27 protein-coding genes are annotated in these 25,082 nt (G+C 56.2%); 14 read left to right on the plus strand and 13 right to left on the minus strand.

Features of this window, described 5'->3' with window-relative positions; all coding sequences use genetic code 11:
• Positions 1 to 411: 411 nt before the first annotated feature.
• Positions 412 to 774 (plus strand): hypothetical protein, encoded by a 363-nt coding sequence (locus AMK00_RS10205; protein WP_145924203.1) that lies wholly within the window; start codon positions 412 to 414, stop codon positions 772 to 774.
• An 11-nt stretch (positions 775 to 785) separates the two neighbouring features.
• On the opposite strand, the gene AMK00_RS10210 is transcribed toward AMK00_RS10205, so the two are convergent.
• The 5 genes from AMK00_RS10210 to AMK00_RS10230 all read right to left on the minus strand — a co-directional run bounded on the left by AMK00_RS10210 (position 786) and on the right by AMK00_RS10230 (position 7,041).
• Complete coding sequence (locus AMK00_RS10210) at positions 786 to 2,063, minus strand: PDDEXK-like family protein (protein ID WP_064810307.1); 1,278 nt, start codon at positions 2,061 to 2,063, stop codon at positions 786 to 788.
• 32 nt (positions 2,064 to 2,095) lie between these two features.
• Positions 2,096 to 4,312, minus strand: a complete 2,217-nt coding sequence (locus tag AMK00_RS10215) for a topoisomerase DNA-binding C4 zinc finger domain-containing protein (RefSeq protein WP_064810308.1) — start codon at positions 4,310 to 4,312, stop codon at positions 2,096 to 2,098.
• Positions 4,300 to 5,064, minus strand: coding sequence for a PP2C family serine/threonine-protein phosphatase (locus tag AMK00_RS10220; protein WP_064811687.1), 765 nt, complete (start codon positions 5,062 to 5,064; stop codon positions 4,300 to 4,302). Before AMK00_RS10220 ends, AMK00_RS10215 begins: the two co-directional genes overlap by 13 nt.
• A gap of 1 nt (position 5,065) precedes the next feature.
• Positions 5,066 to 5,743 (minus strand): vWA domain-containing protein, encoded by a 678-nt coding sequence (locus AMK00_RS10225; protein WP_064810309.1) that lies wholly within the window; start codon positions 5,741 to 5,743, stop codon positions 5,066 to 5,068.
• Positions 5,744 to 6,315: 572 nt separating this feature from the next.
• Positions 6,316 to 7,041, minus strand: a complete 726-nt coding sequence (locus AMK00_RS10230; protein WP_210185424.1) for a hypothetical protein — start codon at positions 7,039 to 7,041, stop codon at positions 6,316 to 6,318.
• A gap of 234 nt (positions 7,042 to 7,275) precedes the next feature.
• Here AMK00_RS10230 and AMK00_RS10235 point away from each other — a divergent pair, with 234 nt between their 5' ends.
• A complete protein-coding gene (locus AMK00_RS10235) occupies positions 7,276 to 8,166 on the plus strand; it encodes a HEPN domain-containing protein (protein WP_064810311.1) in 891 nt (296 codons plus the stop codon).
• A 169-nt stretch (positions 8,167 to 8,335) separates the two neighbouring features.
• Here AMK00_RS10235 and AMK00_RS10240 read toward each other — a convergent pair whose 3' ends face one another.
• From AMK00_RS10240 to AMK00_RS10255, 4 genes are all read right to left on the minus strand, one after another.
• A complete protein-coding gene (locus tag AMK00_RS10240) occupies positions 8,336 to 8,677 on the minus strand; it encodes a hypothetical protein (RefSeq protein WP_064810312.1) in 342 nt (113 codons plus the stop codon).
• 12 nt (positions 8,678 to 8,689) lie between these two features.
• The gene (locus AMK00_RS10245) at positions 8,690 to 9,502 is read right to left on the minus strand and encodes a metallophosphoesterase family protein (protein WP_064810313.1); all 813 of its coding nucleotides are present in this window, start codon (positions 9,500 to 9,502) and stop codon (positions 8,690 to 8,692) included.
• Positions 9,503 to 9,745: 243 nt separating this feature from the next.
• Complete coding sequence (locus AMK00_RS10250) at positions 9,746 to 11,734, minus strand: AAA family ATPase (protein WP_064810314.1); 1,989 nt, start codon at positions 11,732 to 11,734, stop codon at positions 9,746 to 9,748.
• Between the two features lie 19 nt (positions 11,735 to 11,753).
• On the minus strand, positions 11,754 to 12,053 hold the full coding sequence (locus AMK00_RS10255; protein ID WP_064810315.1) for a hypothetical protein: 300 nt from the start codon (positions 12,051 to 12,053) through the stop codon (positions 11,754 to 11,756).
• A gap of 156 nt (positions 12,054 to 12,209) precedes the next feature.
• Between AMK00_RS10255 and AMK00_RS10260 the strand changes: the two genes are divergently transcribed.
• From AMK00_RS10260 to AMK00_RS10290, 9 genes are all read left to right on the plus strand, one after another.
• Positions 12,210 to 12,728: a helix-turn-helix domain-containing protein gene (locus tag AMK00_RS10260; RefSeq protein ID WP_064810316.1), complete on the plus strand. Its 519-nt coding sequence runs from the start codon at positions 12,210 to 12,212 to the stop codon at positions 12,726 to 12,728.
• A gap of 829 nt (positions 12,729 to 13,557) precedes the next feature.
• Positions 13,558 to 13,845 carry a helix-turn-helix domain-containing protein gene (locus AMK00_RS33685; RefSeq protein WP_408987995.1) on the plus strand — a complete coding sequence of 96 codons (288 nt, stop codon included), beginning with the start codon at positions 13,558 to 13,560 and terminating at the stop codon, positions 13,843 to 13,845.
• The gene (locus AMK00_RS10265) at positions 13,731 to 14,837 is read left to right on the plus strand and encodes a tyrosine-type recombinase/integrase (RefSeq protein ID WP_064810317.1); all 1,107 of its coding nucleotides are present in this window, start codon (positions 13,731 to 13,733) and stop codon (positions 14,835 to 14,837) included. The genes AMK00_RS33685 and AMK00_RS10265 overlap by 115 nt, the downstream gene beginning before the upstream one ends.
• Positions 14,838 to 15,166: 329 nt before the next feature.
• Complete coding sequence (gene tnpA, locus AMK00_RS30700; RefSeq protein WP_080956205.1) at positions 15,167 to 15,574, plus strand: IS66-like element accessory protein TnpA; 408 nt, start codon at positions 15,167 to 15,169, stop codon at positions 15,572 to 15,574.
• A 17-nt stretch (positions 15,575 to 15,591) separates the two neighbouring features.
• On the plus strand, positions 15,592 to 15,918 hold the full coding sequence (gene tnpB, locus AMK00_RS10270; RefSeq protein ID WP_010030703.1) for an IS66 family insertion sequence element accessory protein TnpB: 327 nt from the start codon (positions 15,592 to 15,594) through the stop codon (positions 15,916 to 15,918).
• A 45-nt stretch (positions 15,919 to 15,963) separates the two neighbouring features.
• Complete coding sequence (tnpC, locus tag AMK00_RS10275) at positions 15,964 to 17,619, plus strand: IS66 family transposase (protein ID WP_004675068.1); 1,656 nt, start codon at positions 15,964 to 15,966, stop codon at positions 17,617 to 17,619.
• Positions 17,583 to 18,158 carry a hypothetical protein gene (locus AMK00_RS10280; protein WP_237352972.1) on the plus strand — a complete coding sequence of 192 codons (576 nt, stop codon included), beginning with the start codon at positions 17,583 to 17,585 and terminating at the stop codon, positions 18,156 to 18,158. Before tnpC ends, AMK00_RS10280 begins: the two co-directional genes overlap by 37 nt.
• Before the next feature lie 236 nt (positions 18,159 to 18,394).
• Positions 18,395 to 18,595, plus strand: coding sequence for a hypothetical protein (locus AMK00_RS31910; protein WP_145923835.1), 201 nt, complete (start codon positions 18,395 to 18,397; stop codon positions 18,593 to 18,595).
• Positions 18,596 to 18,693: 98 nt separating this feature from the next.
• Positions 18,694 to 18,969, plus strand: coding sequence for a hypothetical protein (locus tag AMK00_RS10290; RefSeq protein ID WP_064810319.1), 276 nt, complete (start codon positions 18,694 to 18,696; stop codon positions 18,967 to 18,969).
• Between the two features lie 118 nt (positions 18,970 to 19,087).
• On the opposite strand, the gene AMK00_RS10295 is transcribed toward AMK00_RS10290, so the two are convergent.
• Both AMK00_RS10295 and AMK00_RS10300 read right to left on the minus strand, forming a co-directional pair.
• The gene (locus tag AMK00_RS10295; RefSeq protein ID WP_064810320.1) at positions 19,088 to 19,405 is read right to left on the minus strand and encodes a sunset domain-containing protein; all 318 of its coding nucleotides are present in this window, start codon (positions 19,403 to 19,405) and stop codon (positions 19,088 to 19,090) included.
• Positions 19,406 to 19,618: 213 nt separating this feature from the next.
• Positions 19,619 to 20,233, minus strand: coding sequence for a hypothetical protein (locus AMK00_RS10300; protein WP_123876197.1), 615 nt, complete (start codon positions 20,231 to 20,233; stop codon positions 19,619 to 19,621).
• A 502-nt stretch (positions 20,234 to 20,735) separates the two neighbouring features.
• Between AMK00_RS10300 and AMK00_RS10305 the strand changes: the two genes are divergently transcribed.
• Positions 20,736 to 21,290, plus strand: a complete 555-nt coding sequence (locus tag AMK00_RS10305; protein ID WP_123876198.1) for a hypothetical protein — start codon at positions 20,736 to 20,738, stop codon at positions 21,288 to 21,290.
• A 71-nt stretch (positions 21,291 to 21,361) separates the two neighbouring features.
• Here the strand turns inward: AMK00_RS10305 and AMK00_RS10310 are convergent, their stop codons facing one another.
• Complete coding sequence (locus AMK00_RS10310) at positions 21,362 to 21,664, minus strand: thermonuclease family protein (protein ID WP_064810323.1); 303 nt, start codon at positions 21,662 to 21,664, stop codon at positions 21,362 to 21,364.
• 721 nt (positions 21,665 to 22,385) lie between these two features.
• Here AMK00_RS10310 and AMK00_RS33690 point away from each other — a divergent pair.
• Entirely contained in the window at positions 22,386 to 22,874 is a 489-nt protein-coding gene (locus AMK00_RS33690; protein WP_406869904.1) for an NYN domain-containing protein, read from the plus strand.
• A 516-nt stretch (positions 22,875 to 23,390) separates the two neighbouring features.
• On the opposite strand, the gene AMK00_RS10325 is transcribed toward AMK00_RS33690, so the two are convergent.
• Positions 23,391 to 24,476, minus strand: coding sequence for a TolB family protein (locus AMK00_RS10325; RefSeq protein ID WP_082240293.1), 1,086 nt, complete (start codon positions 24,474 to 24,476; stop codon positions 23,391 to 23,393).
• A gap of 143 nt (positions 24,477 to 24,619) precedes the next feature.
• On the opposite strand from AMK00_RS10325, the gene AMK00_RS32520 reads away from it, so the two are divergent.
• Positions 24,620 to 24,961, plus strand: a complete 342-nt coding sequence (locus AMK00_RS32520) for a hypothetical protein (RefSeq protein ID WP_167377170.1) — start codon at positions 24,620 to 24,622, stop codon at positions 24,959 to 24,961.
• The last annotated feature ends 121 nt before the right edge of the window (positions 24,962 to 25,082 follow it).

Here is a 25,082-nt window from a genome sequence, read left to right on the forward strand (position 1 = left end):
CCTCCCAAAAATGAACTCCCTCAAGGTCGGACGGCTTTACCTGAAGTCTGCACACGTTGAGGACTACATCACTCGTTGCTGCAGGATGGTTCTTCGAGAAAGCCAAGACAGAACCTTGCCCATGTGGAGATGCGGATCGGCAACGCTAGTCAGGTTTGCTGGCGCAAATTACGTTGTCATGACAAGACACCAACTTGGGGTTCCGGCAGGGGAGACGCCGGATAAAGAGATTTTGGAAACTGTTCGTATCACTAGTGGTGCAGATCGACTAACAAATATTCTTCTCCAAAGCTGCGTGTTCGAGACCGGCAACCACGAGGAGGAGTATCATGATCTCCTGATCTTCCAGACCGCCGATGACTGGAAGACGAAGGACGTCGACAACACCTATTTCTATCCGGTTGGTGGCTTTTGCCGACGGTCAAGGCAATTTTCTTAGTCGGCTATCCATCATTGGACGGCGTCATTGACGAGTACCATGAGAACTTTTGTCCTGAAGCAGCAGGCGAAATAAACATCAAACGTTCGATCATGGACTGCGCGTTTGATCCTGTGTTCAAAACGAACGCGTCTTATTATAGGCGCTATCGGCATCATCATCCAAATGCCATGATGGACGGCTATAGCGGCGGCGCAGTTTTCTCGATCATAGGCGAGCCTGGCGACCTCGAAGTCGTCTTAGATGGGATCGTTGTTCGAGCCGGGCCAAACGATATCTATGTGATCGACACCGATTACCTCGTAACGGTCCTGGGCGGATACAAAGCTAAATGATGCTGCGGCGCTCAAGCTTGCGACGCTTTCAATAAGCGATCCACCTCCGTCGCCATCTCGACGAACTGGCGGGCGAGGTCCTGGATTTCCGGATGATCCTTCACGGCACCAGTCGGAGACTCGATGACTAGCCGTGCGCAGAATTCCTGTCCCCAATATCGCTCTGCAAGATTTTTATACCACGGCCAATAATTCGTCTGCCTTCCTCCGGGGATAGAGCTGACCATATTGCCCAAAGTTGTTCGGCCCGGAGACGCGTAGTGCTTGTACTTTTCGGGGAGCTTGCTGCCATCCGGACACCTTACGCCAAAGATGATCCCATTCACCCAATCAGTCTCGGCTTCTATAGCCACATGGCAATTCGCAGGCCAAGACGGTGTTCGAAGGCCATAAGGAGTCCATTTTTGCCACAGGCAGTCGGAGACTTTTGGGTCAATGTCTGGAAATGGGCAAGAAGCTTCGAAATCTTCGCCGACTTTCGCCCGCACTTCGGCGAGCAGGTACTCGCCAATTTCATCCAGAATTCGGATGTGAAGCATTTCGTGGGACAGAAGAACGGACGCAATCGCCTTGCGTCGCTGAGGGTTGTCGAACTCAGCGCTCACCGCGTCAGTGAAAGGCTTGTCTGCCGGAGTATCCACGTATTCGCCTCCAAAATTGATTTCAATGTATCGCAGGAAGTCTTCGACAAAGATTTTTGGCGCGTTCGCCTTGATTTCACTAACCACTCCGGCCAGCACGCTGTGAAGGGTCGCTTCGTTTTCTTGGGCCTGGTGGTAAGGGACGCGGATCGTTTCGTCTCCAGCCGTCTGTGCCGCCTGCTCGGAGAGGAAGATGAGCACAGGTTGGCGGCCGCGAAGGTCAGCCTTTAACTCGCCGAGGTAATCGCCCAGTTGATTCTTCTGCTGTGCTGCCCAGGGCTTGTTTTCGATGCCTATAACGTAGCGAGGAGTTTCGATCACGATATCGATGCGCCGTTTGGCGCGTGTCATTACCTCTCGTCGGACCTTCACCGTATCGAGGCGATTGAGGCGGGGGATACGGATTGCCGCAAGGAGGGCGTTTAGGAACAACAGTCCCTGGCCGTGGGAACCAGACGGATCGAAAAGCTCGGCGATGACGCGGCTTAATGTGTTTTCGTCCGGATTGAAGATCGAAAACGGAGAGAAGGTGGTTGCACCGTAGAGATCGATCCCCTCGCGCGTCGCTGCGAGACGAGGCAGCATTTGGGTAAAATCAGTGATGAAGTCGGAAAGTGATTGGAAGTTCTCAACGTAGTTATCGCTCATTGTCGCCCCAGAGCTAAACCCTCGATTCAGATTCAGTAAGGCCTTGTGCCTCTACATGCGGGATAGCGAGTGCATCCCCAGAATTTGTTTCCCCGGCGATATCCGCGTCTTGCGGTCCTCAGTCTCATCGCCGCTCCGCAGTTCGGGCATGCCGATGAACCACCGCTGATTGGCCGGGAGGCCGCGCTAGTCGCACCCGCACCCCAGGCCGGGGTGCTCTGATAGCTTGAGGTCGTATGTGTCTGCATGCTGTGCGGCGGGATATTTGCTTTTGGAGGGATCGCTCCCCCGACCGCTTTGATATCGCACTCTAACTGGGACAGCTCTCGAAATAAAGTTATCAGCTCGGGATGGTTTTGCGTCCGCCAAGCTTCGAACGCCTTTATCTCTGCCTGCAATTGGGCAATGAGGCTCTTGATCTTATCATCTTGCCCCTTCTGTTTCGTAACGATCTCGGCTTGCTTTGCCCTGATCTTATTCTGATCCTCAACAGTGTAAGTTGGGCTGAACTGAAATTTGGCTTCCAGGCCGCGCACCCAAGCCTTGAGATTGGCGTCCTTTACTGGTCCAATTCCCTGCACTTGCTGGACGTCGCGTGTCTTCACGTCAAACGCGGTATGAAAATTATAGGAGGCCATGGCAGCGAAATCGGATGTCCGAAGCTTAGGGATTCTCGCTCGCCTCAATGGGAAACCCGACAAGTAACTTTCGAGCTGCTCTTGCCGCCGTCGGCCGTCGTATTCTGTCCTTACCTGCTCATAGGCTTTTGACAGCGACTTATAATGTTCGATTGCGCCGAGCACCTCTGATTTTGTCCGTTGAGCTTTATCAAGGGGAGCTTTGGCCTGGATTGCCTGAACCACCGCCTTGATCTTCGACCACGTCTGCATATGCCGCGCGATCAGAGAGCTGCCTTTCTCTTCCGCTTTCTTGAATGCGAGGAAGAGACCAAACCCAATCAATCCGAACGAGAGCAAAAGAGACGGGTGCTTGAGGGTAAGGGTGAACACCCCAAAGGCGGCAATCCCGAGCCCCGCAATCCGAATAAATGGCAAAAGGCCCTGGCTATTCTGTTGCTGTTGCACCTCGGCACTGGGGCTGAGGGTATGATCTATCGCGGGAAGGCTGATATTGACTGACGTCGGGATAACGCAGCTATTGATGGTGGCGAGAAGCGCCGCGACGTCGATGACCCAACCTCTGCCAGCATCGGCCTTCGAGTCTCCGACGATAACAGAGGCGATATCCGGATTGACAAACAGCGGCCGACCGTACGTGGCCTCCATGCGGCACCAAGGGCAGTCCTGCGCCAGTCGGGAATAATGATGGAGCCGGTTTTTTGAGCAGGGTCTAAGGGATTGCTCAAGCTCTTCAAGCGATTTGACCCACATCTCCGGGCTTGGGCGTTTGCCAACATGATCGGGCGCAAACGCCTCCTCGAAATTCAGTCGCACGGAGGGTGGAAAATCCGACAGTTTGACGCTGCCCGGGGGAGGTTCCATTCCTGTGTTACGGCCTGAATAGGCGAAGCGAAATTCGCTGATCGCTTTTTCCAACGGCATATCGCCAGCTCTGAAGCGTCCCGAGAACGGATGCCTGTCCATACAAAGGATTTGGAAGATGCAGACGGCAAGCCCGAAGGCATCATGATCCTTGCTCCGGACAATATCTTTGAGGCTCTTTCCCTGCAATTCAGGAGGCGTGTATTCCGGCACACCCACGACACACAGGTGCCGATCCCCATTATGAACAAACTGGAAACTGTCAGCATCAATGAGTGCGACGGTCGCCGTTTCTGAGACTAGGATGCCGCGCTGATTGATGTCGCCCACAACGCAGCCGGTTGAATGGACCTGAGCAAAAACTCGGGCGACGTTCAGTGCCACGCGAACAAGGAAGCGGTAATCTGCCTTCGGGAAATGCTTCTGCCGGGAGCTTGGTGTCTGAAGTTCGTGAATTTCTTTGTGCTTGTCGACCAGGCGCATCATGAAGCCGACGAACTTGCCACGGCTATCGGTTACGATCTGTTCGGGAAACGCAACGGTGGTCGCGGATGCAGACACACGCGATCCAACCATTGCCCGAATCTTAGATTCGCGGTCACCTGCGATCTGTGGGAAGTATCGCTTTACCGCGTGGCCGGGGATATCGACCAGCGAGAACACCTCGCCTTCACCGCCCTTACCAACCCGGTTGGAAAGCTTAAGCTCTCGACCATCAGCAAAAAGCTTGTCAGTCACCGACGACATGCCACCACCAATGTTTTATCATCGTCCGTGCGTTCGTTGATGCGACTGCTGTCGAGAAACTGTGCGAGCTGCATTGAGAGCAGCATTTGACGTCCATCGTCTTCGCTAGCCTCAAGAGGCCGTATGACCGGTTGGAAAAATCCCGGATGCGGGCTGCCGGTCTTGCTGTCGATCACAAGGCCCTCAATTCCGTCCGAGAATAGAGTTACCGCATCGAAGTCGCCATCATGACGTTTGAAACGAGCCCGAGGTTGTTCGTCGGTGATGAAGTAGGTCGTGGACGCATATTCGCCATTCTCTGGGGAACTTAGCGTCACCCACTCTCCGGTATGCGCTTCCCGCCCAACTATTGCGCCGTCGCCGATGTGGCACACGGCAACCTCTTCCGGAGTTGCGAGAACAAAGACAAGCGTGGCTGCGAAATCGCGCGGTGTGAGATCGCGCTTTCCGGCGGCCGTCGAAATGCGGTCACGGGCATCATCGATCCATGACCAAATGGTCTCGTCATCCGGAAGGTTGTTGGCCGTTTCAAAGTAGTGGCGGGCACCGGTCGCGAGGGTTCGGCAAACCAGTGACGCGCCTTCGCCGCCGAACTTTGCCGAACCAGCCCCGTCCGACACGATGCCGCAGAAGACGGGCTCACCCGCACGCGTGGTTTTGACGAAACAACGTTTGGCATCCTGTAGCCGTGTTCCGGACCGAACGTGAGATGTACCGCGAACCGATGCTGCGGCGAAAACCCAGTTGGACATTTTAGCCAGCGAACGCCCAACCATCAGGTGCCGTCGGATTTACCAACGGTACCTGTTCGCCAGGATTCGAGCGCGAAACAGCTGACAGCGAATTGGAAAGCCACTGGAAGAATTCCTTGAACTGCAAGCCCTTCAGCGACAACGCCTGTCTGACGGTGATTTGTTGCAGGCGCGACATGTCCGCGCCTTCGACACCCACAGCATAAAACATGAACGCCTTGGCATCCTCGCCCTGGCGGACGATTTGAGTCGCCAGGGTAACGTCATCTGTAGGCGCACCATCAGTGATGAGGAAAACCCAAGGGCGGTAGAAATTTACGCCGTTTGCTCGGTATTTGTCCTTGCGAGCACGCAGCATCTCAAGGCCGGTAACAATTGCTTCGCCCATCGGGGTCGCGCCCTGTGTTACGAGCTGCGGAGCAAAAAAGTCATTGGCTCCGGTAAAGTCCATCTCGACCTTGACAGGTCCGAATGTGACCATTGCTAGTTCGACGCGTTTGGCAGCAAGGCTGTCCGACTGAACCTCTTCCTGCAAGGTGCGAAGGCCTTCGTTCAGCTGCTGGATTTTCGCACCGGCCATGGAGCCTGAAACGTCTAGCAGAAGCAGGCAAGCACAACGCGCTTGCGGATTATCCAGAAACTCGGCATCGCCAAATGGCTGCTGTTCGAAATCGGTCACTTTTCAACCCCTCTATACGTCCCGCCACACGTTAAAGCGGTTTTCGATCTACCATGCAAGCCGCCTCTTTACTTGAGGTGAATGTACTGGGAAAGGTTATCTCGCTCCGGATAGATTGCATCTAAGAACGGAAGCCGAGGGCAATAATGGTTCGCGATAAGCGGCGATTGTCGGCAGACGAACCACCACGTTTATTGCACGTCTGTGAGCTATCTGGCGCTCCTCATATTCCATGGAAGTGAGTATTTCTTGATCAGACCCAGTTCGAGGCCCGCGCTGCCGTGGACGGGGAGCCCATTCCATTCGAGGTTGGGCGGTGCGGTCGAAATTGATTAAGCTACCTTGGCGACGGAATTCGCCGCAGGTTGGGTGCAGCCGATTGATTGCCGAGATCGAGTTTAGGCAGTGGACGCCTGACGGAAGCTGAGGCAGCCGTGGTATGAAGGGCTGCGAGAGCGCCAAGACAACGCGGATGTTTACAGGCTCGGCGATGAATAATCGCTTGCCTCGTTCAACGCACGAAACCGCTGGCCCTTCGGCCAGCGGCACACAATCAAGCCCTACGTTCCAGTTTAGTGCTCGATGGTGATTTTTATAGCGGATATGGGAACTCCCAAACTTTCCGCGAGCCGTCGTTTGGCTTCCGGTATCGTCAGTGGGATTTCAGGCGCTGGCGCTGCTGGCGATGTCCCGGGTTCATCGTCCGACACCTCGTCGTCAACCTCCTCGCCGTCCTGCGGAAACCCCTCCTTTGCCAGGTCGAGGGTTGCGATGGGGGGGTAGGCCAATCCCATGCCTGCGCCCACATAGCTGACCGGATCGGGAGCTTCCTCGTTGTAGAGCGAAAGCCAAAGACCACGGCCAACCGGCAACGTGTGCCCCGCTGCCTTGCGGGCTTCGTAGGCTCGGTCGTATCGCGCTCTGGCGTCGTCGGCAGGGATCATATGGACGCGAGCGAGGGTGGGATTGATCTTGTCATCAACGGAAACAGCGACCACAAAGTCGACATCATCGAGCGTGACCCAGCCGTCGCCACTGCGTTTGCGTGGGAAAGCAATCCAAGCGTCTTGGGACGTTCTTATTGACACTCGACGCTTTTCCGCTCCTTTGGAGATTTGCCGCAAGCTGGCTTTGCCGCCTCGCAAAATCCTCGAAACCGTCCAGCCTTGTTTTTCAAGTGTTTCAACGCCGAACTCGAAAAGCCCGCGTCTTGTTGCAGATTTTATCGGCGAACCATTAACATTTGTCATGTCAGCATGCCCATTTATTGATGATTGGCTGGAACGTAACGAAGACATATGGAACTCCGGTCGATCTGTCAACAGTTATCTGCTAAATTGCAAAGCGCTGGTAGACGAATGCCTTTTAAATGCCTTTTCCATGCTTTTTGAAAACGCGAGCGATGGGGGCGCCTGCGTGGACCTGGCCAAGGGTCAATCTCCGATGTTCAACGCCGCGACGGTTGGCAGATCAAGCCTTCCTATTCGGGCGGAACTGGTCCAAATTCCGCATCGTCAACGTGAGAATAAAGAATGTCTCTACAGAGCACCTTTGGATCAGACTGCCTATACATTGGTCTGTCGAACATCGAGCTTGATCGGCGGATCGAGATCAGCCGGGGCATCTCTATCGAGAGCACGTTTGCTCACCTCATGTCCCCAATGGTTCTCGCCTTTGCAAAGCCATTGGACGGCGGCCCTCATCCCGGGCCCTGGAAACCAGTCTTGGGGGGATCGGGGGCTGATATAACCGCTCAGATAAGGATACCCTTGTCGGCAGGTGCGGATGAAGGTGCCTGCCTTGTCACCGGATCGATCATCGTCTCGCTTCTGCGTCTTCGATGCGATCCCTCGATTGTGATGACGGCAGCTTCACGGATACCATTCGAAAAGCTCAAAGATGCTCCGGATGGAACCGTGCCTGTCCTCGCTTTGGAAACAAGGCCTCGGCATTTCTCTCTACGAAATAGCGACGATGAAAAGACTGACGGAATAGGGATAGAATGGGTCGCCTCGAAGTTTGAGACGGTGATGAAGCTGCGATCAGCGCACCAGGAATTTCACATCGCTTCAACGGCCCTCGACGCTGGGCAGTTCATTCCGAACGACGCCTTGGCACTCATTTCCCTATGGGGAGCGTTAGAAGCGCTCTTCTCTCCTTCGACGTCCGAACTTAAATTTCGGGTTTCGGCCCTCATAGCAGCATATCTTCACGATCCAGGGCAGGAGCGTGCTGAGGCTCAGAAGCGGATTGCTGCCCTTTACGACAAGAGGTCTGCCGCCGCTCATGGGAAGCCAAGGCATGTCCCTGACGATCTGGTCGCTTCATTCAATCTTCTTCGATCTTGTTTGATGAAGATGATCAATGAGGGTGGTGTTCCGATGAAAGATGAGCTTCAAAACCGGCTATTCGGAGCCGCGTGATCAGCCGCACCATGGCCGTGGAGTCGGAGGGCAGTCTGTCGCCCCGAGCGCGACGAGCTAAATTGAGGCTCTCGCGACGAGTATAATTTTAAGAACATAAGCCGGTTCTCCAGTCGCGGGCTGCTCTATTCCGGGAGCTCGCCTATCATTCCGCCCGCCAGTGCACCGACTAGGAGGGTCGAATTGAAGCTGTGGCCATAATCTGATCGATGACGGCCCGAAGGGGGGGCGGCCCAACCATTGCGTATTCGATCTCGACGTTCCGGGACGAAGCAAATTGGCCGTACGCTTCACCGTCCACCATCCGTATGAAGCGGAAGCTTACGTCTGTGCGCCCGCGAACAAGCTGGTCCACCTGCCGCAACGCTTTCGCCAATAATAGGATTTGTTCATCGTTTCCCAGCAGCCTTGCGCTCTTGGGATCGTCGAGCAGATGACGGAATTCAAGGAGCGTTGCCTTCTCCTGATCCATGCTCGCGCCTTCGCACACCTCGAACCACAAATCTGTCATGTCGACAGCCTCTCAAAGATCGATGACGAAATCCTGCCGAAATCCCGACGTGCCGCGTTCGCCGCCGTAGCCCCTTGGATTGCAAATTACGCGGGTCTTGTCAGCCGTATAGTCGCGGAATTTGTGGGTATGGCCATGTATCCAAACCGACGGCCGTCGCCGCGCGATCAGATCGGACAGATCACTTCCGAACGCGGCATTGGTTATGTCGCCATGGAACCGGGGATCGAAGCTCTGAATGAGCGGCGCGTGATGCGTCACGACGAATGTGCGTCCGTCGAACGGCTGTTCCAGTTCGCGGTCAATGAATGATCGGCTCGCGATGTGGCGCTTAAGGATTTCTTGAACTGTGATCAGCCCGTTTTCACCGGGGCGTCGCGGGTCGGATCGAAAAATGCATTCGAAGTCTGCCACTAGGTACGGCACCAGTCCGAAGGCTTTCGCCCGCCGCTCCTCCGGCGGAACATGCTCGTCGTCACCGACGGAAACCGCAAAGTCCGTCCACAACGTTGCGCCAATAAAACGGCAACCGGCCATTTCGATGCTTTGATTTTCGAGGAGATGGATACGGGTGCCCTCAATTTCGCACCGTGCTTTTTCCAGCGCGAAATCGATGCTCCCGTTATAATAGTCGTGATTTCCAAGGACGAGGATCACGGGCATATGCGGCTCGATATCTCGCCGCAGGTAAGCGATGCTCATAGTAATATTTTCCGAGATGTCTCCCGCGCAGATGCAGATGTCCGCATCTGGGACCGGCAAGGGAATACCCATGACGGCGTCAGTCGGAGAGTAGTGGAGGTCACTGATGATCCATGCTCGCATGCAGCCGATCCTTTCGTGAAGGCAAAGGGATGGGGATGACGCGCCGGGCTATCCGTCGCTGTCGATTTCTGAGGATTTTCGGGGCTCTTTGCCTTGCTCAGGTTTCACGGGTGCGCGAACCGGATGGGAGGCTTAGTCCAGCTGGCCAAAGCGAGCCATTACGGACGTCGCATTGACGCGACCAGCTCCGCCGCCGGGCACCAGGAAGAATTCGGTCTCCAAGGAAATGCTGACTAAATACGGTCAGCTTTTCGGTGCCTCCGTATCACTCGGCACAAATGGCTGGGGCCAAAGCTTTTCTAGTTCATCTCCTTGCAGGCTTTTGTGCCTGGCAAGTTCCGTCGCGAACGCTATCAGCGTCTGCTTTAGGTCGCTGAGGATGTCTTTAGCCCGAGCATATTCCGTCTGAAGGATTTCGTTAACTTCAGCCCTCAATCGATGATCACGCCAAAGCTCTCCTGGATTGCTCGTGTTTACGGAACCTGGGAGATAATACGGTGACTTCCCGAACCCCCATTTTGTGATCATTTCGACAGCGATTTCCGTTGCCTTCGCAAAGTCACTCTGGCTACCACCTGATGCTGTGGTCGACCGGTCGCCGTAGAAGACCTCTTCAGCAGCCGCGCCAGCCAAGTGGAATGCAATCCGGTTCAGCATTTCCCCTCTGGTTTGAATGGGCAACGTCGGGTGTCGCATCACAATGACCCCGTGAGCGTCAACTTGAGTAGCGAAGTTTTCGACGTTGTCGAAAATTTCCACCCGCCTGACGGTGCCAACATTCAAGCCGTGCCCAACGAGTGCATGACCGGCCTCGTGGATCGCGATCTTCAACTGATAGCATTCGTTCAAAACGGGAAGCGGCTCGATATTCCCATAAAGGTCGTCAATCGTTACGGACCGGCGCTCCCGCCGAGCAACGCGCCGGGCATCCCGCGCCAGGCGTTCCAGATCAGCCCCGCTTTTGCCAGGCAATTTGGCGGCAATTTCCTTGAGCAGAGGCTCATCAGCGAGCGATGGAAGGTGGAATGCGAGGATTTGGGCGCGACCCTGTGCATCTGGCAATGGGAAGTGGATGTGTTTCTCCAGCCGCCCACTCCTCACAAGGGCTGGATCAATCCGTTCGGGATTGTTGCAAGCGCCAACGACAACGACTCCCTCTCGTCCTTCGATGCCGTCGATGCATTCCAGAAGTCCGTTCACGACCTGGATGCTGTAGTCCGCGTAACTGGAAACAAACTTCGCACGGTCACCAATCGAGTCGAACTCGTCCAAAAATAATAGGCATGGTGCTTTCTCCTTGGCGTTTGCGAAGGATCGGTACATCGCCTTGAGCAAGTCGCCCAGATGACCGTCTTTGCTGCTCTGCCACCTTGAAATGCTCGTTGCTTCCAGGTGCATGTCGCATTCCGCCGCGAGGGCCGCCGCAAACCTCGTTTTTCCAGTTCCAGGCGGCCCATAGAGGAGGCACCCCTTGTCGACTTCGGACCAGGGAAGCTTCCCATCCCGCCAATCTCGCAGGTCCCTCTTCAGCTCCTGCGCCCAATCACCAGCCTCACCGAAGCCCTTGGAGATATCCAGGTGCTTAACTTCCTCGGCGACCGGCCGTTGTGGACCAAACTCGGCCAGTCTATGTGCTGCCCTGCGAGCCGGTTGACCGATCCGGAAAATGGCCTCCATTCTCTCGGATGGTTGCTCGGCAATCAACGCAGCCTCGTCGTCGGAAATGTCGCCGCAGCCTCTAAGTCTGGCTAGCGCTCGGAGGTGACGGACATCGCACGTTCGGAGTCGGTCGCGCATCGTTGCAGCAAGCTCGAAATCTTCGTGAACCGCCGATCCCTCCGTCACAAAGATGATCAGCTTACCAAATATCAGCTGTTCAGCGGGGTCGATCTCCCAGCCGCGCCTGCTCTTGGTCGCCGGATGCATACAAAAGCGCATTTTCTCGTCTTTGAAGAGGATTTTCGCCGCCTCATTGACGTCAGTCAGTTGCCATTCAGCCGGTACGACAATCAGCGCTACGCAGAATGGCTCCGAGATCAGCTCAATATTTCGGCGCACCAGGTGCACGAGCGCACAATAAGACAAAAATAGGCGGGCCGATCGCATTGCGATTGCTGCACCTTCGCGTCCTATTCTCAACGGATCACCCCTTCGCACTCCGTTCAGCTGGATCGCGATCCGCTGTAGTTTGCTGATGTATTGGTCCAGGTTGTCCTTGAAGGCGGTATCCATGGTTTTCTCCGCTTCCGGGTCAGATGAGGCCTTCGTCGAACCTGTACCAACGGCTCAGTGTCCTTCCGAGCCGTCGCTTCCGGTCGAGATAAAACAGCTCGCTCGTGACGCCGGGGCCATCTTTGATGGTCGGATGCCCGCTCATCAGGCCCATCAGGCACGGAACCGCACGGCTCGCGAGAACACAGTTTCGAATAATCACTGCGTCATCCAGGGCCGGATGATCGCCGGGAAGGGAGAGTTGTTCGAGATCAGCAAGGAGCGATCTCAATCGCGGAAGGATCACGGAGGGCGGAGTTCCAAGCCATTTATCGTTCATCGAGAGGGACCTTTTGATTCGGGTGCCGGTTGCTGGCGAGCAAGGAAATAAACTGATTCGCGAGACAAACGCAAAGAAAATAAGATAAAAACCAAATTTGAGAGACGGATGCTCAATATGTTGACATTTCACCCATGAGAGCCGCTCTTTCGCCAAATGGAGATTTTGGCGAGCCAATTCCGGGCGGCACGAGCACTTCTTGGCATAGATCAAGAGGTTGTCGCCGCGTGGATTGGATTGGATCGTCGGGAAATCAGTCGATGGGAAGCCGCGAGATACAAGCTGTTCTCTTCAGATGCCGAGGACCTGCAAAAGGCGTTCGAAAAAAACGGAATAGAATTTCTGCCAACGACCGCAGCACGGGGAGCAGGGGTGCGGTGGCGCAAGCCGGGGCACAAGGACCGGTTCCGGGGAGCACAATTCCGGGCGGCTCGGGCGATGGCTAATCAGTCGATGCGTGACCTCCAGGAAATTTCTGGCGTGAACCGCAACTTTGTCACCCGGTTAGAAACGGGACAAATCGGCGGATTGAATCTGGAGACCTTAAAGAAGCTGGAGCAGGCGTTTGCCCGCTTGGATATCGAACTCACGCCGGAGAGCGAAAACTGGGGTGCTGGAGTTCAATGGACGATTCCGAACCCGTTTAGTCAGCCTGCGGCGAATGCGCATGAGTGATTTTTTTGCGTGAACCCAACCAACTGCGCAATATGACCGGTTCCCATGTTGACAGCGATCATGCCAGAAGGCTCAACGGCGAAGGTTGCAATATAAGCAGCTACGATATCCCTGAGGCGAAGCACTCGGTTGATTTTGGCGGCCGGTCAGCAATTCGAGGGAATATGGTTCAACCCTGAAAGCCACGGTGGAAACCGAACAGCACCAGCTTATGTAAAGATTGCCAGGAGCAGTTGTTTTCGGCGACATAACCGCCTCGGACACAAACTGGCTGGACATGCACGGTGGGTGGACCTTCTCATCTGAGTGATTAGGGGGTTCTAGGCGTGGTTGTGTCTCCGACGTTGAAGCTGATATATCACGACCGTCAGTTTTTCGTAATAGGCATCCCCAACTCAAAAAGAGGCCCCGGATAACGGCATTTTGAAAAAAAATATCACGCGCCCATAAGCAAAGAAATAATACATTAATAACCTCGTGGATGCCTGTTCTTAAAATAACGAGGCGAACCTGTATTAACTAAATGATGATGGTATTTAAGCAAGAATGTATGAAAATCATTCTAAGGAAATGCAATCAAAATGTGTATAATATTTCTGGGTCAATTAAAATTCTAATTCCTTATTGCTCGCCATTGGAAGAGTTATAGCACGCGCTCGCTGGTATTTACAGCGTAAATATGATTGTGCATCATTCAGCGGTGACTTTGAGTGTTGATAATCTCTAGTTGTAAATAGCGAGGCGGGAATGCAGGCGTTATTTAGGCGAGGGGTTGTGCCTTCGAGGAGTAACGCCGGTGCTTGGATTCGAAAATGAGCGTCTCTTAACGATGACAGAGGCGGCGGCGTATCTCGCGATATCAAAGAAGACGCTTCTACGTCACGTCATCGAAGGCCAACTTGGCTGCGTGAACGTTGGAACGGAAGGGCGAATGCATCGTCGCTTCACAACGTCCCAGTTAACGGCCTTCATCTCTCAACGCCAAACTTTTGAGGTTTCGAGATGTCTGTCTACAAGACAAAAGCCAGCCCATTTTATCGGTACGACTTCCAGATCGACGGCAATCGCTTTCACGGAACTACCAAGGCCAGGGATAGGCGGGAGGCAAAGTCGATAGAGCGAACGATAAAGGACAACGCCAAGCGCGACGTCGAGCAGGTCCGTAAAAGCGGGAGTGCCCCGCTTACCATGGACACTGCGGTGGGAAGATATTGGACAGAGAAGGGTCAGTACCGATCCGACCCAAAACCCTATTTTGCGACGCTTGAGCGTTTGATAGGTCTATTCGGTAAAGATACACGATTGGATGAGATTGACGATGAGACGGTCGTGTCGGCGATCTCAAAATTGCGCGAGCGACCGAGATGGGGCAAAGTGGAACTCAAAAAGGCCGTTGTTAAACCAGTCGCCAATGGTACGATCAACCGGCAGTTAGTCCAGCCGCTGAAGTCTATATTCCGACGCGCTCGGATCGTGTGGCGGTGCAGTCTTCCAAACGAGCCGATTTGGAACGAGCATTGGTTAAAGGAGCCGCAAGAAAGAGTTCGAGAGTTGAATTCGAACGAGCAAATCGCCCTAGTGGCCTTCATCCGAAAGGATTACCTCCCTTGGTTCGAGTTCCTCCAGATCAGCGGAAGGCGTTTCAACGAGACACTCCTAAGATGGTCGGACGTCAATTGGGAGGCGGGCTCGATCAACACCAAGGGCAAGGGCGGGCGTGATGTCTGGACGCCAATCACACCCACCATACGACGTATCTTAGTGGACTGTCGCGGTAATCATCCAGAGTACGTCTTTACGTTCGTGGCCGAGCGGACACGGGATGGAAAAGTGAAAGGGAAGAGATATCCCATCACTTATCATGGTACGATGATTCACTTTCGCCGCGCCTTAGCGGCCTCAGGTGTGCAGAATTTTCGCCTTCATGATAATCGGCATGACACGGCAACGAAGCTTCTTCGGGTGGAAAAAAACTTGAAACTTGTTCAACGTGTTCTCAATCACGCCAACATCGCAACGACCACAAAATACGCACATGTTATGGACGATGAAGTTGCGTCAGCGCTCGAACGTCACGCGGAATCCCGAAATAAACCCCGAACTAGCTAAATGAGTGGGTCGCTTTCCCTTACTCTGTATGGTGTTTGGCAAATTAGACCGTCCGCCTTTTAATCAGTAGGTCTCGGGTTCGAACCCCGACGCTCTCACCAAAAATTTCCAAGAAAAACAAGCGGACATGGTTTCGAATACGGAACTATTGCTCGGGTGAATCGGGTTGGGGGAAAATCTGGGGGAAAATTGGCTTCCCGTTTTCCCCGGAGTTTGTCATTCTTCCCCCATGCCTGCTCCGTCGAAAAGAAGTAAGCCCACGGTGAAGGCCGTCTTGCGATAGAGGGCTTCTGACTGCCAGTCCTAGTGGTAACACTAGGAGTAGTCATATGACGAAGCATCCAATTGAGGTGATCACGTCTGTAGAGCGCCGTCGGCGCTGGTCACGCGAAGATAAAGAGCGCCTTGTCGCTGCGTGCTTTGAGCCAGACGCGGTCATCTCCGAGATTGCCCGCGCGGCCGGCATCCATGTCAGCCAGTTGTTCCGTTGGCGCAAAGAGCTTTGCCGGATCGACGAGCCAAGGTCTGATACGGCGACTTTGGTGCCGGTGATCGTATCCGAGGCCGCTTCGACAGTCTCTCCCGTTCAACCGGAATCGCCCACCACATCCCACCCTCGTCGGAAGCGTAGCGATGTGACAATCGAGCTTGGACGGGGTCGGCGCGTGCGCGTGGATAGCGACATCGATACGGATGCCCTTGGCCGGATTCTCGATTGCGTGCTGGGGCTGCGATGATTCCGGTTCCGAGTGGCGTGAAGGTCTGGCTGGCGACAGGCCACACCGATATGCGAAAAGGCTTCCCCGGTTTGTCGTTGATGGTGCAGGAGGCGCTGAAGCGCGACCCGATGTGTGGACACCTGTTCGTATTCCGCGGCCGCGGTGGCGGTCTGATCAAGGTGATCTGGCATGACGGCCAGGGCGCTTGCCTGTTCACGAAGAAGCTGGAGCGCGGCCGCTTCATCTGGCCATCAGCGGCCGATGGCACGGTGGTGATCACGCCTGCGCAGCTCGGTTATCTGCTGGAAGGTATCGACTGGCGGATGCCGCAAAAGACCTGGCGGCCGACGTCGGCCGGATAAGCAAAAACACTGGAATGACAGGGTCGAATATGATTCCATCCTGTCATGAGCAATGCGACCGAAGAGCTTCCGGACGACCTTGCCAGTGCGCTTGCACTGCTGGCCCAGGAACGCGCTCGACGTGTCGCAGCCGAAGCAGAAGCAGCGACCGCCAAGGCAGAAGCCGCCAGCGCAAAGGCACTCGTATCGCATTCCGAGGCGCTGATCGCGCGGCTGAAGCTGGAGATCGACAAGGTTCGCCGTGCACTCTACGGCAGCCGGTCCGAGCGCAAGGCGCGGCTCCTGGAGCAGATGGAACTGCAGCTCGAGGAGTTGGAAGCGGACGCCGGTGAAGATGAACTGGCGGCGGAGATCGCAGCCAAAGCTTCAGCCGTCAAAGCCTTCGAGCGCAAGCGTCCGTCACGCAAGCCCTTTCCCGAACACCTGCCGCGTGAGCGCGTCGTAATCGCCGCTCCCACGAATTGCGCCTGTTGTGGATCGGTTAAACTGTCGAAGCTTGGTGAAGACATTACCGAGACCTTGGAAGTCATCCCGCGTCAGTGGAAGGTCATCCAGACGGTGCGGGAGAAGTTCACCTGCCGCGAGTGTGAGAAGATCACGCAGTCACCCGCACCCTTCCATGTGACACCCCGCGGTTTTGCCGGGCCGAACCTGCTGGCGATGATCCTGTTTGAGAAGTTCGCCCAGCACCAGCCGCTCAATCGCCAGAGCGAGCGCTACGCCCGCGAGGGCGTCGACCTCAGCTTGTCGACGCTGGCCGATCAGGTTGGAGCATGTGCCGCGGCGTTGAAGCCCATTCACTCCCTGATCGAGGCGCATGTCCTTGCTGCCGAACGTCTGCACGGCGACGACACGACCGTGCCGATCCTGGCCAAGGGAAAGACCGATACGGGCCGCATCTGGACCTATGTCCGGGACGATCGGCCGTTCGGAGGGCTCTCTCCGCCGGCGGCCCTTTACTATGCCTCGCGGGACCGACGGCAGGAGCATCCGGAGCGCCACCTGAAGACCTTCAACGGCATTCTGCAGGCGGACGCCTATGGCGGCTACAATCCGCTGTTCAAGGTTGATCGCGATCCAAATCCTCTAAGGCAGGCGTTTTGTTGGGCACACTCGCGGCGTAAGTTCTTCGTGCTCGCCGACATTGCCGCAAATGCCAAGCGTGGAAAGAACGCCGCGCCGATCTCGCCTATGGCGCTCGAAGCCGTCAAACGGATCGACGGCCTGTTCGATATTGAGCGCGAGATCAACGGGCTTACGGCCGATCAACGCCTGGAGCGTCGCCGGAGAGACTGTCTGCCACTCGTCGATGATCTGCAGGTCTGGCTTCAAACCGAGCGGGCAAAGCTCTCACGCAGTTCTCCGGTGGCGGAGGCGATCGACTACATGCTCAAGCGCTGGGATGGCTTCACATCATTTCTGCAGGACGGCCGGATTTGCCTGACGAATAATGCGGCAGAGCGAGCGCTCAGAGGCTTTGCGCTCGGCAGAAAATCCTGGCTCTTCGCCGGATCAGACCGCGGTGCAGATCGTGCGGCCTTCATGGCCACATTGATTATGACGGCAAAACTCAACGACATCGATCCGCAGGTGTGGCTGGCCGACGTTCTTGCCCGCATCGCTGATACGTCGATTACCAGGCTGGAGCAGTTGCTTCCGTGGAATTGGACGCCGCCGACCGTCAACGCTCAAGCGGCCTGACCTGCGGCCTTCACCGGAGCCTTACGAAAAGAACGCCGTCCTCCGATCCGCATCGCTCCTTACGGGCCGTTACGGTCGCGAATCCGTACTACACCCCGGCGCATGACGGTGAGGCGGGCAACCCCCGAACCATTCCGGCGATCGTCAACATCCGGGAAAGTGCCATTACGATGCTGGCATCGCGGGGCCGGATTGATGCCGCTCAGCTCGCCGCCGCGACTAGGTTCCGCGCCCTATGGGAAGCGATGTGCCGGAGCACACGGGCTATCGACTATGGTCGCGAGCCGGTAGATGGCGGCGGTCATGCGGACCCGATCGGTCACCGGCAGATGCATGCGGCCGAGGAGCTTCGTCGGATTCGACCTCTGCTGGGCGAGAGGGGCTCTTGGCTGGTCTCTCGGATTTGTGGTGAGGGCTATTCCCTCGGTGAAATGGTCGGCCCAGTTAGCAGCAAGAGGGCGAAGCTCAGAGCCGCCCGCGATCTCCGCGAATTCCTCGATCTGCTCTGTGAATTCTGGAACCTCTCCACCCGCCGTTAATGCCCCGCCGTGCCTCCCACCGGGGCCTACAGCGCGCTTCATCGAATAGCCCGGGGGAATATGCTCCGCACCTAACACCGCGCGCGTGCTGCCTTCTCCTTGCCGCCGCCCAGGAGCTGTTCAAGTATAAACGGAACGAAGGCGGATTTTCCGGTTGGCTTTCGACCCGGTTGCTATTCATCCCGCAACGTTCTGCCTATCAGGCGATTGAGATATTCAACGGCCTGGATAATGAAATGTTTGCAAATTTTGCAAACATTCGACCCGGCGCTCTTGAGCAGATTGCCAAGGCCGAACCGGATATTCAGGCGCTAATCGCGGAGCGCGTCGAGGCCGGCGAAATCTTCACCGCCGCCAAGGTGAAAGAGATAGATGACGCGGGACTAACGCTTTTGGATTTTTCAGCGGCTGAACGGTCGGTCCTCTCAGCGACATAGCGCTTCGAAAACCCGCCGGCCGGTGCGTGCGCAGAGCGTTAACTTCCGCATGGCAGAATTCTTACCCGCAATCCTTTTCGCGGCTCAGGGGAAACAATATGGATCGCCAATGGTGGATATTTCTTGCAGCCTTGGTTGTAGCGATGATCGGCGGCTCCAATCCGGGGAAGCGGCACGACGACAAGATCGACAAGCTAAACGATGATAGTGACAACCACTTGCGGTTTGTAATGGAAGATATGAGCAGCGGAAATGCTGCTTGGGCGACGAACACTAACCTCGTGGGCATTCGCATCGTTCTCAACCGGATCAACATGGGGGTTTGGGCCATCGTTGGTCTGCTGATAGTGCTTGCAGCACCTCGGTTTGTTTAAAGGCAAGGATCAGCGCGGCGACATCGACGCCGTTCAGGCGCTCGGTTTTAGGCTCGATCCCGGCCCGGCGGCATGCCTCAAAAAGGTTGCGGCCACTGCCTACGGACCGCGCAAAGCATCACGACTTCGATTTCCGCCAGCCGGCCGCCCAGGCTTCAAATTCCGAGCAGAACCAACGTTCGCCATACTGGGGGCTGATCCTCGTCTCTGCGTAGTGTCGCTGCCCCGGCACGTGGAAGATGCGCTCGCCCGTGTCGATGGAGACATTGCCCTTGATCCTGCACGATTGCCCGGAGCCGCCAGAAGCGCTCCATGAGGCTAGCAGGTCGCTCGCAGTCCAGCCGCCGGCCGCCCCAAACGCGAGCGCGCCGATCACCAAGCCCGGAAACTTGAACAGCACCGATTGCTTCTGCGGATTGCGATAACCCGGACGCATGCCCCCATCTCCGCCATGTCGCGCGAAGTATCGTAATCGCGTTGGCGCACGGCGAACATCTGTCCAAAAGGGGTATATCGCCCATTGCCAAGTAGGGCCATGTGGGTTCTGCATGGATCGATGGGAAGTTTAGGCTGCGCCGGTTCGCGTGGCAGGAGCGCCGCGACACCCATCATCATCCATCCATTGATGATGGGGCAGCGGGATCGGCCCTCACAGTGGCGCTGAAACATTGTCGAAATTCTGCACCATCTCGTAAGTGGAAACCCTGCCAACCTGCTCCTCCGTAAACGTAAGCACGTAACTGAAGGGTGTAAAGAGCCAACGATCTGAGTGTGCGCTCTTGTACGCTGCCACGCCCCCAAAACTAACAGTGCCTTGACCTCCCGCAATGGGCATGTACCTCACTGCGTTGCTCCCTGGCTCGGTATGAGCCTCGCCTGGGAAGATTGTATAGCCAATCGAACTAAGGGGAGGGCTGTCGAAAATTTTCTGTGCATCCATGATTCGCTGCACAGCCGCGGAAGTTGGCTTCTCCTCAGTAATGTGACATACCGCCCTTGTTGCTGGCCTATTCCCGAAGTTCTCCATGGTAGGCTTTATAAGAATCAACCGTTTTCCGTCTTCGGCCTCTTCAGTGGTCCCCTCGATTGCCACTGACACCTTTATCCACGGTCGCTGATCACCTGCAATTGCCGCGAGTTCTTCCCGCTGTATCGCGATCTGGTCTTTAAGCACGGCCTCATTTTGCGCGGCCGCCGCTCGCGTTGCAGTCACCGTCCACTTTGCCGCCAACAGCGCCATGAATCCTGCAATGGCGGTGGCCACGGCCGATGCCCCTCCAGCTAACGCACTCCATTCACTTGCACCCCAGGCCATTACCAGTCCTCAATCTTCAATGTTTCGTCAAATCCTAGAGACGTCAGATATTCTTACGCGGAATGATTGTCTCGGAGCCAGCCAAAAACGTTCAGCGTCTTGCGGCCATCGCTGACGCTGCTGATCGTCAGCCCGGACGCGGCAGGCACGGCGTCAATCCGAAAAGCACCTGGAGCAACAATATGACAGCCTTCCGGGCGGCGGCGCGCCCTTGCCGCGAGGGAGGTACATCTGCACGCTATTCCGGAAATAATCTTGTGTAGCACTGCGTCAACATGGCGACTTAGCCGGCCCGTCCCCTTTGCGTTGGCTTAGCCCGAATGGCAGTTTTGGTTGATAGAGTCGACGTTACAAGCAGGCTCACCACCGGCGCGACGATGGAAACTTATGTGCGCCGCTCCGATCTGTTCAATGATCCCGCAAGAGATGGGTTCCCCTGATGGAGTTTCGATTGATTTTTGATGGCGACCTTCGACCGCGCCGCCGCTCCGATATCGAGGATATTCACAACATTAGGTTGGCGATACACCCTCAGATGCAGAATCTGTGGCAGCATGAACCATTGGTTCATTCCACGAAATGGCTGGAAGCCGAGCCGGTAAAAGGAGATCTGACCGCTCGTGACGAAGTGGATGGGCAACCATTCATATCCATCGTCTCGAAGGGACTGTTCACCCAAGCCGAACTGGATGTCCTTCTCTTGCGCGCACAGCCGCCCGGTCAGCTCGTTACAAATCAGGGCGATATCGACAATAGGATGAAAACGCTCTTCGATGGGCTGAGAATTCCGACGAAAGCAGAAGCGAAAGAGCTCCGAGGTCGCGGACTTCTTGCCACTGACATGGTGTACTGCTTGATGCAGGACGATGCGCTTGTAAGCAAGCTGACGGTAACAACCGATCGTCTTCTTGGCGAGCCGCTTGGCAGCAACCGGACGCTTGCAATTATTAACGTAAAGCTTCGTCCGACGCGGGTCGCGATGGGTAACATTGGCCTTGTTGCATGACTACGATCGCGACAAAATTCACGCTCAATACAAACTGCCTTATCGCCGTCGAAGATAACCGTCGTTGGACGCTATCCGTTGCACCAATCGTGGGGCCGCCTCGGGCTCCATGTCCTGGCAAAGCCTTCCTGCAGCAGCTTCTTGCCTATCTCCTCACCATTGGCTCGATAGATGTTGATGAGCGGCCTGTGCGATGGCGTCTTGTCTGCCACGCCGCTGAAGACGACCCTCAAGCCCTTTTCAGCCAAAAGTTCTTTTAGTCTGCCCTTGGCAATCAGCGCCAGCTTCCGTTCCTTCAAGCACTTCGCGTGCGATCCGATCTCCGGCGTGTCGATGCCCGAGACGAACGGAACACCTTCCCCCAACAGGCGCATAGTCTGCCCGTCGCATTTGACGGTGTCGCCGTCGACCGGCGTGTCTCATACTCGGGTGATGAGCGGGCCGCCCAGCTCTCGCCAGACGACCCGCGGTGCGGGGATTGTATGGAGCGGCCATAGCTATGACCCAACATGCTCATCGGTCTCGCCGTCAAGTTTTAGACGGCGGCCAGCCGCCGCTTGGCGATGGAAACAGAAGCGGGCGCGCCCGGCCGGTTAGACGAACTCAGAAACGCGAAAATCAAAATGAAGCCCACCAGGGGCCGTGTGCTCCTCGACCGGCAAAGCTCCGTGGACAACTACCCGGGCAGCATTGACCGTTCCTTGCGGAATCGCGCCTTATCGACATCCGTCCGAGCATCCGGGAACGAGTCGCTAGAGGCAACTTATTATGACACGATACCTTTTTCTGGATGGGGGGTGTCTGCGCGCCCGCGTCAAGGACGTTGCTCACCGCTACTGCGATGGAGCGCCCCTCAAAATAAACTGGTAGAGCCTCTCAGCTGGGTACGAGAAAATCTTCTATTACGACGCGCTCCCGGCCCGAAAGCCGAGCCAGTCTGACGAGGATTTTGAAGCTGAACGCCAGGACGTTGAACATCTCCACGCGAAACTCGCCACCTTTGATCGGTTCCGCGTCAATGAAGGTGACACCCGTTATCGAAAGGGGCGCGGTTTAGAGCAAAAAAAGGTCGATGTGATGATCGCTGTGGACATGATGATCCACACGATCCGTCGCAATATGACGGCCGCTAGTTTACTTGCGGGAGACGCTGATTTCACCCCTCTGTTAAATGCGCTCTCTAATGAGGGCATGTTTGTCACTCTTATCCATCCGCCGAAAGCCTCCAAGGAACTGCTTGCGGCTGCGGACGCTCGACGGCCCCTGAGTGCGAGGCAAGTGTACGATTGGTTAGACCCACCATCTCAGGCGCGCTTTGGACCGTTTCCCACGCCATCGTATGGCAATGCTTCGCATGACGGAAACTGCCAGCACATCTGGTCCAATGATCGGTTGGGTATCGAGATATGGTGCGAATTAATCCATGACACCATTTGGGCGTCTTGGCCGGAACCGGAGCGTAGCGACAGACTAAGTTTGAGGGGCGGCAATTGGGCGAACACGCTGCGCGTAGCGAGTGATGATTATGGAATCCAGTTTCCGACGGAGCTGCCAGAGGAATTCAGGCACCTCCAGGGCAGCTAGCTTTTGGGCAAGAATTCACTCCACCCAAAACGGCTTCGAAGAAGGAAGATCGTCGCCCGGAGAGCGACAGCGCCGTTGCCGCCGGCGAGGTCGATAAGCCGCAGAGCGAGCGCGGCCTCAAGGCGAGCCGCTCCACGATTTAGCTCCGCCCTAAAATGAGCCCGCAGCGTTTTCTCGCTGATGGCGAGGACGTAGCAGATTTCCGACTGCCGCACTCCCCTTGAAGCCAACAGCTCAACGACACGGCGGTCAGCTGGGCTAGGATTATGCGCCGGTCGTCCGGGGGTCTTTTTAGCCGTTTCCATATGGACGGGAAAAACTCGTTTTTTCTGATGCGAAAAAAAATTTGCGGATGAGGGTGCACGCGGGCTCCCGCTTTGCGCGACCTCGGAGTTTAAATCGCCCCCCCCCCCCGGCCTGGGCGAGTAGGTAATGCAAACTCCCAATCTCGGACGCTCGCGGTCTGGGCACCTTTTCCTCAATGGCCACCCTAGGCAGGTCAAGGTCTCGGTCTGATCAGGCCAGCCACCACCCCTGCAACTGCCCGTCCGCCACGAACGTATCGGTAGCTCCATTCGTGTCGCCCGCAAATAGGTTCGTGGCATCGGAGGCGAACGTGACGTAGCGCCCGTCGGCTGAGATCGAGGGTTCATAGCTACTGTAGTTAGCTTCGCCGCCGGCCGAGTCGACGCTAACGCGAGTGGTCGTATTGAGCTGGAGATCGCGCACGAAAACGTCCGGGGTTCCATTCGTGTCGCCCGCAACTAAGTTTGTGGCTTCGGAGGTGAACGCGACGTAGCGCCCGTCGGCCGAGATTGACGGCTCGAAGCAAAAGCCATTCGCCTCGCCGCCGGCCGAGTAGACGCTGACCCGGGTGGTCGTACCGAGCTGCAGATCGCGCACGAAAATGTCGGACGTTCCATTTGTGTCGCCCGCGACCAGGTTGCTGGAATCTGAGCGGAACGCGACGTAGCGCCCGTCGCCCGAGATCGAAGGTTCAACCCCTCCGAAGTTCGCCTGACCGCCCTCCGAGCCCACGCTCACGCGCGTCGTCATGCCGAGCTGGAGATCGCGCACGAAGACGTCCTGAAACCCATTCGTGTCGCCCGCGACGAGGTTGTCTGCAGTGGAGTCGAACGCGACGTAGCGGCCATCGTTCGAAATCGAGGCGTGATTGCTATGGCCGTCCCCCTGAACGCCGGCCGAGTCGACGCTGACGCGCGTGGTCGTGCCGAGCTGCAGATCGCGTACGAAAATGTCGCTGCGGAAGTTGGTGTCGCCCGCGACCAGGTTGCTGGCGGCAGATTGGAACGCGATGTAGCGGCCATCGTTCGAAATCGAGGGCTCAGTGCTATGGCCGTTCCCCTGAACGCCGCCCGAGTCGACGCTGACGCGCGTGGTCGTGCCGAACTGCAGATCGTGCACGAAAATGTCAAAGCTCCCATTCGTGTCGCCGGCGACGAGGTTGAACGCACCGGAGTCAAACGCGACGTAGCGACCGTCGGCCGAGACCGATGGTTGACCGCTGTAACCACCAAACGCCTCGCCGCCCTCCGAGTCCACGTTGATGCGGGTCGTCGTGCCGAGCTGGAGATCGCGCACGAAGACGTCCGGAAACCCATTCGTGTCGCCCGCGACGAGAGGTTGCTGGAAAAGGATTGGAACGCGACGTAGCGACCGTCGGCCGAGATCGAGGATAGGATAGATGAGGCATCCCCGCCCTCGCCGGCCGGATTGACGCTGACGTGCTGGATGCTTGGGAAATCATCGTTCTGGATTGTGCCATTAGCCGTACGGGTGGCGATGGTACCTCCTACAGCATTCGAGAGGGTGACCGTGAAGGTCTCATCCGGTTCAACAACTATGTCGCCGGCGACCGAGATGGCGATGGTCTTCGAAGTCTCACCAATCCGGAAGCTGATGGTGCCGCTCGGAAAGAGGCCGCCCGTGAAGTCATCCGCTTGCACCCCCGTGACAGCGTAGTCGATCCGTGCGATCCCACTGCCAGAAGTTCGGGTAACGGTGAACGTAAATCCGGTCGCGCCTGTGTCGCCCTCGAACTTATCAGCATCTTGAGCGGCTATTGAAAAGCTTGGCGTTTTTGGTGGTTTCGGCGGCTTAGCCATGGAACATTCCCTCCATGCTGAAGCATTCTATCAAGGCATAAATGGGTATGGCGGGCAATTCCCCTTTTCGAATTATGGAAGC

Origin of the sequence: Rhizobium sp. N621 (assembly GCF_001664325.1) — a bacterium.
GTDB classification, from domain to species: Bacteria; Pseudomonadota; Alphaproteobacteria; order Rhizobiales; family Rhizobiaceae; genus Rhizobium; species Rhizobium esperanzae.